The organism is Sphingobacterium thalpophilum (assembly GCF_038396785.1).
Classification (GTDB): domain Bacteria; phylum Bacteroidota; class Bacteroidia; order Sphingobacteriales; family Sphingobacteriaceae; genus Sphingobacterium; species Sphingobacterium thalpophilum_A.
Genome location: NZ_CP151087.1, coordinates 4,480,598 through 4,492,976 on the forward strand (window position 1 = coordinate 4,480,598; position 12,379 = coordinate 4,492,976).

Below are 12,379 nucleotides of genomic sequence, written 5' to 3' on the forward strand. Positions count from 1 at the left end.
ATTGGTACAAAGTTAGTGTAGAATCTAAATTTATTTATAATAGCGTTGTCACAATCTAATGTGATTCTTTCAATTTATTCTTTTTTGCAAGCTTTTCCTTAATCCATTTCCAAGCGGCTTCTACTTTTAATTTATATTGATCAATATCAAATAACGCGGAATCTGTCGTTGACTTGTATGTTAGAAAAGCGGCCAATGGTGTTAAGACAATAATGGCCATCCACATGCCAACGGCTGATGATATGGCACCATCTTTAGCTGTTTTTTCTGCTACTGTAGAGATAATGTGATAGATCAGAAAGAAAATGATGGCCATCACCACAGGAAGACCAAGTCCACCTTTTCTGATAATGGCTCCTAGTGGAGCTCCAATTGCAAATAGTAAGAGACAGGAGACAGCTAGGGTAAACTTGCGATGCCATTCAATACGATAACGGATATCTTTCGATTTGTAATCTTTAAATTCAAGTGTACGGCCGTTTAGATCTTCCTTTAAATAATTCAACTGGTTCAGCGCATTCATAGTGATTTGTGCTCGTTGTTCTTGTGGAACGAGATCGGTAAGCAAATTTTTAAAAGGTTTGATCTTAGCCTCTTTGACCTTTGGCTGTCCGGGTTGATTCACACTAAAATATTTCGAATAGATATTATATCGGGTGTCTAATGTACGGACGATTGCCTTTCCCATGCTGTCTATTTTGATATGATTGGAATCGATGTACATGTCTAACTGTTTCAGGTTTAACATGGCATGGTGGCTCTTGAAGAGGTTTTCGTCAGTTTTACCCTGTTGAAAACTTCCCATATCAAACTTTTGCTCTGTTTCCTTAAACTTAAACCGCGTAAATTGCTGGCGTGGATCGTAGGTTTTGGAGTTTTTAGTCCGTGCTTCCTCGTAGCGGATACCATCCTTAAGTTTAAGGATCATATAATTGTTGTCAGGAGAGTTATAGATATACCCTTCTTTGGCCATAAGTACATTATTGGCTGTATTACCGCCACGATGATCATAGATCATCAAGTCATAGAGAATTGTTCCCGCTTTGTTTTTTCCTCTAGCGCGGATTGAGTAACCTGGAATGGTGTTGTTAAAGATTCCGGGTTTGATGAGGAAATCTGCCTTTTTATTACGTACATCAGTAAGTAGCGTACCCATTTTTAGGTTCACTACGGGGAGAATATAATCGGAGAACAGAAAAGAACTTGTTGCGAAAATTGCAACGAGTATAAATAGCGGGGTCATTGCTTTACGTAAAGATACGCCTGCAGCCTTGATTGCAACTAATTCATAGCTTTCACCCAGATTTCCGAAAGTCATAATGGAGGAAAGGAGCATGGATAAAGGCATTGCCATTTGGATTTGAACAACGCATTGATATCCAATTAGCTCCATGATGGTATACCATTCAAATCCTTTTCCAATCAAATCATCAATGTACTTGAATAGGAAAAGCATCAATAAGACAAACATCACAATAAAGAATGTGACAATAAATGGTTTTATGAAAGCTTGAAGAATAAGTAAATGAACCTTTTTCATCCGTGACGCAAAGCAAATTGATGCCTTTACATTAAGGCATCTCCCAACTAAGAAGCTCCTGCTGGAGCCCCTAGTGGAAATATATTGCAAAGATAGGCTTTTTTATGCACCTATAACACTTTGAAGATAGACTATTGAATTTTTCCAAATTAACTTTCTATTTTCAAGGTCTTCTTCTTTAGCGTAATCTGTTATCTTAAGAGCAACATCATTCGTTAGCTCGTCTTGATCGATCTCCAGATCGAAATAATAGGGATCATCATCTAGCCATTTAAAGCGTACAGATTTATTTTCTTTTGATGCTACAATTTTTGCTCGGTGAGGTTCATCATCCCAAATGAAAGTATAAACGGTGTCTTTATAGTTTACATCATCTGCAAACCATTGTGCCAATTCGTTTGGTTCTTGCAAATACGGAAATAAAATTCTAGGTGAAGAGTTGATGATATATTCTAGTTGGAATTTTATTTTATCTGCCATAAAAATGTTTTTTTAAATTTTAGTTTGTTTAAATCAAAAATAAGCTATATTTGCATTCCCAAAAATGGCGGGGTAGCTCAGATGGTTAGAGCGTTGGATTCATAACCCAAAGGTCGGCAGTTCGATTCTGCTCCCCGCTACAAATCTCTTCCAAAATTGCTTTTTATTGCATCAACTTATTATTTGTAATAATACATATTTATTTTGTTATTGCAAGTTTTTTTGTAAAAAGTTGCTCCCGTTTTTTAATAAACATGTTGTTTTTTGGGCTGTCAATTTTTTTAAGTTCATTTTCTATTTTTCAATGCTAAATTTATTGAGTTAAAAATGAGTTTGTTGTGTTTAATACAAGTTTTAAATAGGCCAGAATCAGTAAAAAAATAAAAAAATCTTTTGAATTGACATACGAAGTGGTATATTTGCATACCGAAACGGCGGGGTAGCTCAGATGGTTAGAGCGTTGGATTCATAACCCAAAGGTCGGCAGTTCGATTCTGCTCCCCGCTACTAAAAGCATCAATCTTAACAAGATTGATGCTTTTTTTATGATTGCATGTATTTCCTTTTTATCGCATTTCCTTTTTTTTCGCTGCTGGCAAGATTACATCTATCTTTGTATTGTTTTATGGATAATATTTAAATAATGAATATAAGACCTATACTAACCCTATTTTGCTTTTTTATCTGCCATCATGTTTTTGCACAACAAGGCACAAAAAGCCACGTCGTTACACATCAACGGAAAACCATTCTATGTGATGCACAGAAAGGCGAGAATTCTTACCCGGCTTGGGGAGTATTTCCAAAAGAAAATTATCCTATACGAAAGGTTACTATGTTTGTTACGCTGGGGAGCCCGGATAGTTTGCGCACGGCGCATTGGGACTATTTGGATCACATCGTATTACGTCGTAAAGGAGGGAAAAATGGACCAGCACTAAATTATGAATTAGGAAGAATGCTTACGCCATATGGTAGTATTTACAATAAGGGATGGAGTTGGAAGTGGCAGGTCGATGTAACTGATTTTGCTCCTTTCTTAAGGGATAGCGTGGAAATTGTCTATACTCATTCTGGTTTTGAGGACAAGACTGTGGGATGGGCACTTACCGTAGATTTTGAAATTTTATCAGGTCCACCAGTTGTTACCCCATTGGGAATAACAACGCTGTGGAATAAAGCCTATAAATATGGGGATGTCAACGAAAAGATAGCAGAAAATCTACTGCCAATAACATATACCTCGAGTGCGGGAGCAGCATTGAGCCGAATACGCATTCAGCATACAGGGCATGGTATGGATAAACCACGTGGCTGTAGCGAATTCTGTAGCCGGTGGCGCGAACTAACCTTCGATGGAAAGACTGTGGACAAACGTGATATGTGGAAGAAATGTGGGGGTAATCCACTTTATCCACAAGGCGGGACCTGGGTACATGACCGCGCATATTGGTGTCCTGGAGATTTACAGCAGCCTGATTTTATTGATGTATTTACTAAAGTTGGTACCCATCAAATTGCCTTACAGATGGAACCTTATACAGCGACTGATAATGTGCAGGCTGTCGAAAATATATCCGCTTACTTGTTTCAATATTCTGCCCCTAAGCAAAAAGTTGATGTTGCCGTTGAGTCAATAATGGTTCCAAGTGATGAACAGCGTTTTTCTCGATTAAAGCCGGCGAGTGTTGGCCCAAGGATCTCTTTCAGAAATTTAGGTGCTGAGCCGATTCGTACCGTAGAAATTGTTTATGGCACGAAGGGATTCCCTGCCAGAACTTTTCATTGGAAAGGTAATCTTTCTTTTAATCAGGTTGCAGAAGTTATACTGCCTGGAGAAATACAAGAAAGAGATCAGGAGAATGTATTTACGGTATCACTTCTAAAACCGAATGGCAAGTCGGATGCGTGGCCTATAGACAATAAGGCGGAAAGCGTCTTTAACGCGCTGCAGCTATTTCCCACTGATTTTGTTTTGGAGTTTATGACCAATAATAAACCGGCGGATAATCGTATATTTCTAATTAATGCAAAGCAGGATACGGTCTTTCGCAAAAATGGCGCCCAACTGGCTGCGGCAACGATGTATAGAGATACTTTACACCTTAATGAGGGAAACCACTCACTCTCTTTGGCCGATACCGCAGGTAACGGACTGCAGTTTTGGGCACAACCTGAAAATGGTGATGGCCATTTACGAATCTTCGATTTGAAAGGAAACCTTATTCATGCTTTTGAAAGCGATTGTGGAAATGGCGAAATGTTTAGTTTCCATGCTAAACGTGGATTTGAGACGGGGCTAAGTTCAACGCAATATGCCTTCTCGCTTTATCCAAGGTCGGTTGTGGATAAGACTCAACTAAGCGTAGTTTCCAATGAACCGAGTGAGATGACTGTGCTTTTTATGGTTGATGGCGTTTTGTGGCAAAAACACGAATACAAATCCATTCAACAGGCTGTGCTGAATTATGATGTGAGTCATTTACCATCAGGAAGAATAATCGTAGAAGTTTTGATGGATGGTATTAGCCAGTTTAAAGGACGAATAAATAAAAGATAACCGGATAAAGAAAAGCGTGAAGATATTTTGTGCTTAGATTTTGAAGAATTTGATAAAAAAAGCTCCATTATGGAGCTTTTTTTCATCTGTTTAATCAATTGTCGTCGTAAGCTAAGCCTTTCCAGTCTTCTCGCTGTAAGTACTTCAGCATTAAAAAGAAGATGAACCATGCAAGTCCAGCTAAGATCCAAATTAGTGTTTCATAGTGGAAAATGATTTTATGTAAGTATCCCAAAATACCCAATAGACCTAATATCAGTAGATTAGTTATTGCTTTTGAATTGGATTGACTAGCCTTCGAAAACGGATAGCTTTTGACAATAAAAAGCATAATCAGAATACTTTCGATACCGCCAATAGCGGAAGATAATAGCAGATCATTAATAGAACTGAGACCAAATAGTGGTACACAGATAGAAAGAAACAGAATGTTGAACGGTAAAACATATTTGATAAGACATGCTTTAAGAACTCCAGTCATCAGTTGTCCTGGTTTTTGTATGGGAGTCACATGGTAGACCCAGGCCGCTTTATATTTATTACTTTGCGTAATAAGCTGGAAAACGGTTAGTATGGTTAATAACGAAAGATAAAACATAATTATATACAAGCCTGAATCACGAAGCTTCGCTATTTTGCCAGCTATTGGGAGATCGTCTCCTGTACGTAGAAATAAAAAAACGAAATAAATAGGTAGATAAGCCAACGAAGGATATAGCTGTTGCTTAAATTCTCTCGTTTTAGAACTTATCAGCCATACAATGCCAAATCCAGCCTCTTCAACAGGGGATGAGCAAACGCTCGAAGAGATCCTTTTATATAAAGGTAATTGGGATGGATTATTTCGAGTTAATTGTGAAGCTTCACCAGGAAGGCTATCGGCGGTTGCAAGTGCAGCTATTTTCGCATTAAATCCACGTGAAAATAGCTTAGTACAAGCGTAAATACCAGCAAGAGGAGTTAGTATTCCTAATGTTGATAAGACGACCATATGTACACTGTGGCTGCCAAAGAGTAATGGTTGAAATGATGCAATCCAGGTACTTGGGAATATCCAAAGAAATCTGAGTTGTTCCATCGTTAAATGAGATTCTACAATAGATTGAATCAAATTAGGGCCAACATAATAGGATAGGAAAAGAACCAGTGAGAGACCGATCTGTATATAAGTAATTACATCTTTAAACTTTTGTATGGGGAGATATTTGATGCTAATCAGATAAAATCCGTTGGCAAATATCAGCGCGATCAATGTGCTTAGTATAAGCTGCAGACATAAAAGAAGGACGGAGACGATATCCCAATTGAAAGATACATAAATAAGCACAGGTAAGGTTAACGCAATTACTTGATTAAAAAGCTTGATTGAAATAAAAGTTATTCGGGAAATAGCTAAAGTCTTATCATTAACTGGTCTGGGCATAATGATATACTGATCCCGAGTATCTAATAGTATGGGCGAAAAATCGGACACCAGTGTAATACTTAACATGCTAATGAAACTGAGTAGCATGATCGAAATGGCTAAGTACCTATCTGGAATCGACAAAATAATGACCATGAATATCAGGCCAAAGATGAGATACAATAAGAATTGTAAAATCGATGACGACGAAGATGATTTTCCCGAGCTACGTTTGCGAAAGCTAATAGGCTTTCGATTATCTAGGATTATTTTGGTTTGTAAGATGATCTTAAACTGTTCATAATTGATGCCTAAGCCTTTCCAAACCCCACGAAAAAGAAGGATAAATTTTAAGATAAATTTTTCCATGTTATTGAATTGCTGTAATGATATTGGAAGCGTCCAATGCGCTGCTGCCCGTATTGGTTAATTTAGCAAATATATGCTCCAATGATTCGTTAGGATCTGTTTTTAGTTCCTCAATCGTACCATCCGCAATGATGCTCCCCTGGTTTATCAGTAAGATTCGATCAGATACTTTTTCAACAACGTCCATCATATGTGAACAATAGAAAATTGTTTTCCCTTCTTTTGCAAGTAATGAGATAAGTTCTTTAACAAAGATAACAGCATTAGCATCGAGTCCAGATAATGGTTCATCCAGCACGATAATTTGTGGGTTATGAATAATTCCTGAAATTAAAAGTACTTTTTGACGCATTCCTTTGGAGAAGGTATCCATCCTATTATTTACATTAGATTCAAGGCCAAACGCCGCTAACAGTTTTAAGGAACGTTCCTGAATGACTTTATCTTCCATTCCATAGAGTTTACCTACAAAATCCAGGTATTCCATGGGAGTCAGTACATCATATAATTCTGCGTTTTCGGGAACATATCCCAATAATGCTTTTACTGCAAGTGGATCTTTTTGAATATTGATGCCATTTATTTCTACAGTGCCTGTGAAGTCCTCGATAAGTCCTGTTAATATTCTAACAGTAGTGGATTTGCCGGCACCATTTGGGCCAATATATCCGATAACTTGACCTGGGAATATGTCGAGGTTGATTCCTTTCAATATTTCTTTTTCTCCGTATGATTTTTTTAGGTCAACAATCCGGATGAGAGGTAATATACTTTCCATATCATTATAATCTTCAAAGTAAACTTACATAAAAAATTGGAGTTATAGTTTCCAATTGAAAAGTATATGATTCCTAATTTTGAGAAGAAAGTCTTTATTTTAATCCATGGAAAAGGGACCTTCCGGTCCCTTCAAAAACTATGTTATTTTCGGAAAAACTATCTATCGTTTTTAGGATATCCCTCTTCATCGAGATCATCTCTCAAATCTTCTTCGTTCTCGGCTAATTTCTTGTCCAAAGGAGATAAACGTTCATGATCAAAAGTCTCGATTCGCATGTTAGCATTATCTAGATCTTCCTCTTTGAGTTCATCTTGTGTTGCATACTCATCTCCGACAAAAGGATTAGAGTCATCGTATGTTGAATCATCATCAATTGCACCTTCAGCTACTGTATCGTAGTCAGCCGGGTGATCGTAGTCTGGATCGTTGTCATCGACATCCATTTCATAACTGTCAAGTTCTTCATTAAAAGCAAGGTCCTGCTCTTTATCTGGATAGTCTTCTTCGACTTTCCCATTTTTACTTTCTTTTTTCGACATAATCCTGCTAATTTTTATTTATCTGTAAAACAGTTCCCGTAAAAAAAAGTTTTTGATTTATCTGTGAAAGCGAATGTTCCAGTGCCACTAGGAGGTCAGGAATGTGAAGATTCTTTTGGAAAGATAAAATCCAAAAAATGGTTAAAGCAGTAAAACAATATAATTATATGTTTGTTTTATTTTAAAATAGGAATTATGATCTTCAAGCGTTTAAATTATCAGACTTTACAGAGTTTACGCCTACAAGGCTACAATATTTTATTGACCATTGGTCGGGCTGAAGATGAGAACCCAATTTATTTCCCAATGAAATTGGAATCTTTTAATTCCAGTAGCTCAAATTTTGACAGTCATGATGCAGCGACCTTTCAAGGAAAGAAGATTCTTATTTTGGATGAAGCCATTCAACGCTCTTTAAATCACGATCTTAATGGTATAATCCAACTCGACAATTAAGCACTATTTTTAGCTCTTTTATAAGAGCTGGGTGTAATATTTCTTTTCTTCTTATAGAAATTGGTTAGGTGACTTTCATCATTAAATCCGAGTTCTTCTACAATTTGTTTCATCGTGTATCTATTGGATGCTAGTCGCTCCTCAATTAGTTTAATACGAATATCGTCTATATACACTTTGTAGCTTTTTGAATATCTTTTTTTAAAAAAGGCCCCAAAATAATTTGCTGAAATTTGGAACTGATCTGCAATCGACTTGATTTGTAATTTATCCGGGAAATAGATATTTTGCTGTATGTATTGCTCGATCTCTTGAGACAATTCATAAGACTCGTTAATAGGTAGCTCCAGATCTGTCAATATATTTTCTACTAAAGCGAAAAGGGACATTGTCTGGTGGAATATAAAAATTGATGCCGCTTCATCTTCACTCTCATATTGTTGAATTAGCGAAATTACCCGCTCGATCAGTTTTTTATTTTCCTTTTTAAGGGATAGGCTCTTATTTAACAATGTCTTCGAGTTAAAGATATCAACCGGGTTGTGAGTAAGTCTAAAATTTTGTTGTATAAAGTGCAGATCTTTAAAGTAGGAGTTGGAGAAATAGAGTACAAATGCAGTTGTATCTTTTTTTGTCTCAAGTGTTTCGAAATCTTTATTCAAAAAAAGTAAATTCTCTTTGGAAAATTTTAAATTATTCCCTTTCGATACGAGTGTGCCTTCGGCTATATAAACTAACGCAAAATCAAAACCCGTTTTATTGAGTTCTAATTTTTCTTTATGCTTGATTTTTTGAGATTCGAAAGATAAATTCATCATATGTACAGAGTCTATTGGAATAATCGCTACAAACCTAAGAAAAATGGATTAAAGACCTTGCTATTTCCTCTTTTAAACCGGCATGTAATACAGTTGCGTATTCACCATAAAATAAATCATTCGTTATTTTAAACGATTATCAGGTGCTTTTTGCATTTCTGGTCATCTGTTCAATAGCATCCCATTGATCTTCAGGAATAATATCCAATCCATTGAACTCACCTGCTCCCTTAAGCCACTCGCCGCCATCTATCGTGATAACATCACCGTTGATATAACTGGCGTAATCGGATACCAGATAGGCCGCGAGGTTGGCCAATTCCTCCAGTTTGCCCAAGCGGCCCAAGGGGATACGTTTGGCAGGCGAGAGAAGTTCGCCTAATTCACCTGGAAGTAGCCGTTCCATGGCACCTGAAGTTTGGAATGGACCCGGAGCTATAGCATTGAGTCTTATCCCTTTTTTTCCCCATTCAACGGCTAACGATCGAGTTAATGCAAGAACTCCGGCTTTAGCTGTTGCAGAAGGAACAACGTAGCCAGAACCCGTCCAAGCATAGGTTGTGACGATACTTAGTATAGCTTTATTATGTTCGTTGGCCTCAATCCAACGCTTGCCCAGTGCTAGGGTATAGTTTATACTACCTTGGAGAACGATACCAATAACAGATTCGAAGGCGCGGTGGCTTAAACGTTCGGTAGGGGAGATAAAATTTCCGGCAGCATTGTTTATGAGTATATCTATCCCGCCAAAATGTTCATATCCACAGGAAACGACGCGCTCGACATCCTCATAATTTCGGACATCTCCAGCTACTGCAAGACATTTCGCCTGATATTTTTCCGACAATTCGTTCGCTGTATGCTGTATAACATCATCTTTACGGCTCGTGATCAGGCAAGAGGCGCCAAGCTCGAGAAAGTAATCTGTCATGGCTTTTCCGAGGCCTGTACCACCACCCGTAATCAAAATTCGTTTTCCTTTTAACGCGTTTTCCTTTAACATACCCATATGCTGTCCAGTTTTTATGTATCCTTAAGTTACACAAATTTGGGATAAAATAAAAGCCAAGGCCAGCGGTGAAAAATAGTTCGGGAATAAATGAAGGAAGAGATATAAACAAAAACAGGAGCCATTCGAAGAATAGCTCCTGTTTTAAAAATTTCCAATTCTGGTAATGGAATGAATTATGCTTATGCGCCCAATTGTACGCGTTTGAAAGCAGTTACAGTTAATCCTTTGGAAACTGAATCTAAGAATTGAGCGATGTTTTTAGAAGAATCTTTTACGAATTCTTGGTTTAACAAAGTTGTGTCTTTGAAGAATTTATTCAATTTACCTTGAGCGATTTTCTCAGCCATTTCAGCAGGTTTACCTTCAGCAATGATTTGCTCTTTAGCAATAGCGATTTCACGCTCGATTGTGTTTTGATCAACACCATCTTTGTCAATTGCGATAGGGTTCATTGCGGCAATTTGCATTGCTACATCTTTACCTGCTTCTTCAGCACCAGCAGCATCTGCAGAAAGACCTACTAATACACCTAAACGGTAGTTACCGTGAATATAAGCGATAACCTTTTCAGCAGTGATAGTTTCGTATTTAGAAACGTCAATTTTCTCGCCAATTACACCAGTTTGCTCGATTAATAAATCAGCGATGTTTTTGCCATCAAGTTCCAAACCTTTTAATTCTTCCAAAGAAGTAGGTTTACTGTTTAATGCAACGTCTGCAATTTTTTCAGCGAAAGCAACGAAGTCTGCGTTTTTAGCTACGAAGTCAGTTTCACAATTAACTTCAACTACGATACCTGATTTACCATCAGCAGTAGCTTTAGCGATGATAACACCTTCGTTAGAGTCGCGATCTTGACGGCTAGCAGCTACTTTAGCGCCTTTTTTACGCAAGTAATCTACAGCAGCTTCAAAGTCACCATTAGACTCAACTAAAGCTTTTTTACAATCCATCATACCAGCGCCAGTTTGTTGACGCAATTTGTTCACATCTGATGCAGAAATTTGTACTGACATGTTTATTTCTTTTTATTATTATTTACGACTGAAATTTGTACAATATTAACTTAAAACATGTTAAGCTAATATGAAGTTTAACATTTCTTGATAAACGAGTATTGTTAAACCAAAAAACCGGACAGAGAGGCTAGTTCAAGAAAAGTAAACTTTTCCAGAAACTAACGCTACGCCATCCGGTTTGGAATAAAAATATTATTCTCCGTCTTTCGCTTTGCGAGGACGTTTAGCTTCTGAAGCATCACTATTATCAACTTTTGCTTTAGCAGCAGCAGCATCTTTTTCAGCTTCTTCTTCTTTGTCGCGTTTGCGCTCGTCCAAACCTTCTTGGATTGCTTGACCAATGATACCGGCGATTAAACTAATAGATTTACTAGCGTCATCATTTGCTGGGATTGGGAAATCAATGTTTGAAGGATCAGAGTTTGTATCTACCATTGCAAAAGTAGGGATGTTCAATTTCATTGCTTCAGAAACAGCGATGTGTTCTTTTTTCACATCGATGATGAATAAAGCAGCTGGTAAACGGTTCAAATCAGCGATACCTCCTAAAAGGTTTTCTAATTTGATACGCTCACGTTGAATCATCAACTTCTCTTTTTTAGACAATACATCATATGTACCATCTTTTTGCATTTTGTCAATGTTAGACATTTTTTTGATAGACTTACGAACTGTAGCGAAGTTTGTAAGCATACCACCTAACCAACGCTCAGTTACAAAAGGCATATTAACCTCTTTTGCTTGTTGTGCGATGATCTCTTTTGCTTGTTTTTTCGTAGCGACGAATAAAACTTTGCGACCTGATTTTACGATTTGTTTGATAGCTGAAGCAGCTTCTTCTAATTTCGTAAGAGTTTTGTTCAAGTCAATGATGTGGATACCGTTGCGTTCCATGAAAATGTACTTAGCCATTTTCGGATCCCATTTACGTGTAAGGTGACCAAAGTGCACACCTGCATCCAATAAATCTTGATAAGTAGTTCTTGCCATTTTTTGATCCTCCTTTGATTAACGTTTACTGAATTGGAATCTTCTACGAGCTTTACGACGTCCTGGTTTCTTACGTTCAACCATGCGGTCATCACGTGTTACTAAACCTTTAGCGCGTAATGCAGGTTTAACTTCTGGGTTAAGCTCAACCAAAGCTTTTGCGATCGCTAAGCGAACAGCTTCTGCTTGACCTTTAACACCACCTCCGTTAACGTTTACTTTTACATCAAAGTTTGCTAATTCACCAGCTACGTTCAATGACTGTGTAGCGATGTATTGCAAAGGTAATGTTGGGAAATACTCTTTGTAGTCTTTACCGTTTATGATAATGTTTCCGCTACCAGCAGTTAAGTAAATGCGGGCAACAGCAGTTTTTCTTCTTCCTGAAGTGTTAGTTGTTGACATGACGA

The 12,379-nt window shown here is 37.5% G+C and carries 12 protein-coding genes and 2 tRNA genes; 4 read left to right on the plus strand and 10 right to left on the minus strand.

What is annotated here, in order from left to right; all coding sequences use genetic code 11:
* Positions 1-55 precede the first annotated feature (55 nt).
* Both AACH28_RS19710 and AACH28_RS19715 read right to left on the minus strand, forming a co-directional pair.
* Positions 56-1,540 (minus strand): LptF/LptG family permease, encoded by a 1,485-nt coding sequence (locus AACH28_RS19710; RefSeq protein WP_070563119.1) that lies wholly within the window; start codon positions 1,538-1,540, stop codon positions 56-58.
* A 102-nt stretch (positions 1,541-1,642) separates the two neighbouring features.
* Positions 1,643-2,020 (minus strand): START-like domain-containing protein, encoded by a 378-nt coding sequence (locus AACH28_RS19715; RefSeq protein WP_070563117.1) that lies wholly within the window; start codon positions 2,018-2,020, stop codon positions 1,643-1,645.
* A 66-nt stretch (positions 2,021-2,086) separates the two neighbouring features.
* On the opposite strand from AACH28_RS19715, the gene AACH28_RS19720 reads away from it, so the two are divergent.
* The 3 genes from AACH28_RS19720 to AACH28_RS19730 all read left to right on the plus strand — a co-directional run bounded on the left by AACH28_RS19720 (position 2,087) and on the right by AACH28_RS19730 (position 4,580).
* A tRNA-Met gene (locus AACH28_RS19720) sits at positions 2,087-2,160 on the plus strand.
* Positions 2,161-2,453: 293 nt separating this feature from the next.
* A tRNA-Met gene (locus tag AACH28_RS19725) sits at positions 2,454-2,527 on the plus strand.
* A gap of 136 nt (positions 2,528-2,663) precedes the next feature.
* Positions 2,664-4,580: a peptide-N-glycosidase F-related protein gene (locus AACH28_RS19730; protein WP_341831289.1), complete on the plus strand. Its 1,917-nt coding sequence runs from the start codon at positions 2,664-2,666 to the stop codon at positions 4,578-4,580.
* A gap of 94 nt (positions 4,581-4,674) precedes the next feature.
* On the opposite strand, the gene AACH28_RS19735 is transcribed toward AACH28_RS19730, so the two are convergent.
* The 3 genes from AACH28_RS19735 to AACH28_RS19745 form a co-directional block, all read right to left on the minus strand.
* The gene (locus AACH28_RS19735; RefSeq protein WP_341831290.1) at positions 4,675-6,354 is read right to left on the minus strand and encodes a hypothetical protein; all 1,680 of its coding nucleotides are present in this window, start codon (positions 6,352-6,354) and stop codon (positions 4,675-4,677) included.
* Between the two features lies 1 nt (position 6,355).
* Complete coding sequence (locus AACH28_RS19740) at positions 6,356-7,132, minus strand: ABC transporter ATP-binding protein (RefSeq protein WP_341831291.1); 777 nt, start codon at positions 7,130-7,132, stop codon at positions 6,356-6,358.
* A 158-nt stretch (positions 7,133-7,290) separates the two neighbouring features.
* Positions 7,291-7,674 (minus strand): hypothetical protein, encoded by a 384-nt coding sequence (locus AACH28_RS19745; RefSeq protein WP_070563107.1) that lies wholly within the window; start codon positions 7,672-7,674, stop codon positions 7,291-7,293.
* Positions 7,675-7,869: 195 nt separating this feature from the next.
* Here AACH28_RS19745 and AACH28_RS19750 point away from each other — a divergent pair, with 195 nt between their 5' ends.
* Entirely contained in the window at positions 7,870-8,130 is a 261-nt protein-coding gene (locus tag AACH28_RS19750; protein WP_312746276.1) for a hypothetical protein, read from the plus strand.
* Here AACH28_RS19750 and AACH28_RS19755 read toward each other — a convergent pair.
* From AACH28_RS19755 to rpsI, 5 genes are all read right to left on the minus strand, one after another.
* Complete coding sequence (locus AACH28_RS19755) at positions 8,127-8,948, minus strand: AraC family transcriptional regulator (protein WP_083295829.1); 822 nt, start codon at positions 8,946-8,948, stop codon at positions 8,127-8,129. The genes AACH28_RS19750 and AACH28_RS19755 overlap by 4 nt on opposite strands.
* 139 nt (positions 8,949-9,087) lie before the next feature.
* A complete protein-coding gene (locus AACH28_RS19760; RefSeq protein WP_083295831.1) occupies positions 9,088-9,951 on the minus strand; it encodes an SDR family oxidoreductase in 864 nt (287 codons plus the stop codon).
* Between the two features lie 188 nt (positions 9,952-10,139).
* Positions 10,140-10,976, minus strand: coding sequence for a translation elongation factor Ts (gene tsf / locus AACH28_RS19765; RefSeq protein WP_341831292.1), 837 nt, complete (start codon positions 10,974-10,976; stop codon positions 10,140-10,142).
* 195 nt (positions 10,977-11,171) lie between these two features.
* Complete coding sequence (rpsB, locus tag AACH28_RS19770) at positions 11,172-11,969, minus strand: 30S ribosomal protein S2 (RefSeq protein ID WP_070563093.1); 798 nt, start codon at positions 11,967-11,969, stop codon at positions 11,172-11,174.
* A gap of 18 nt (positions 11,970-11,987) precedes the next feature.
* The gene (gene rpsI, locus AACH28_RS19775) at positions 11,988-12,374 is read right to left on the minus strand and encodes a 30S ribosomal protein S9 (RefSeq protein WP_070563091.1); all 387 of its coding nucleotides are present in this window, start codon (positions 12,372-12,374) and stop codon (positions 11,988-11,990) included.
* Positions 12,375-12,379: the final 5 nt, after the last annotated feature.

Bases quoted from the DNA above. Each gene is read 5' to 3' on its own strand.
- AACH28_RS19735 (WP_341831290.1), bottom strand. From the start codon at position 6,354: ATGGAAAAATTTATCTTAAAATTTATCCTTCTTTTTCGTGGGGTTTGG.
- rpsI (WP_070563091.1), bottom strand. From the start codon at position 12,374: ATGTCAACAACTAACACTTCAGGAAGAAGAAAAACTGCTGTTGCCCGC.
- AACH28_RS19760 (WP_083295831.1), bottom strand. From the start codon at position 9,951: ATGTTAAAGGAAAACGCGTTAAAAGGAAAACGAATTTTGATTACGGGT.
- rpsB (WP_070563093.1), bottom strand. From the start codon at position 11,969: ATGGCAAGAACTACTTATCAAGATTTATTGGATGCAGGTGTGCACTTT.
- AACH28_RS19745 (WP_070563107.1), bottom strand. From the start codon at position 7,674: ATGTCGAAAAAAGAAAGTAAAAATGGGAAAGTCGAAGAAGACTATCCA.
- AACH28_RS19755 (WP_083295829.1), bottom strand. From the start codon at position 8,948: ATGATGAATTTATCTTTCGAATCTCAAAAAATCAAGCATAAAGAAAAA.
- AACH28_RS19715 (WP_070563117.1), bottom strand. From the start codon at position 2,020: ATGGCAGATAAAATAAAATTCCAACTAGAATATATCATCAACTCTTCA.
- AACH28_RS19740 (WP_341831291.1), bottom strand. From the start codon at position 7,132: ATGGAAAGTATATTACCTCTCATCCGGATTGTTGACCTAAAAAAATCA.
- tsf (WP_341831292.1), bottom strand. From the start codon at position 10,976: ATGTCAGTACAAATTTCTGCATCAGATGTGAACAAATTGCGTCAACAA.
- AACH28_RS19750 (WP_312746276.1), top strand. From the start codon at position 7,870: ATGATCTTCAAGCGTTTAAATTATCAGACTTTACAGAGTTTACGCCTA.
- AACH28_RS19730 (WP_341831289.1), top strand. From the start codon at position 2,664: ATGAATATAAGACCTATACTAACCCTATTTTGCTTTTTTATCTGCCAT.
- AACH28_RS19710 (WP_070563119.1), bottom strand. From the start codon at position 1,540: ATGAAAAAGGTTCATTTACTTATTCTTCAAGCTTTCATAAAACCATTT.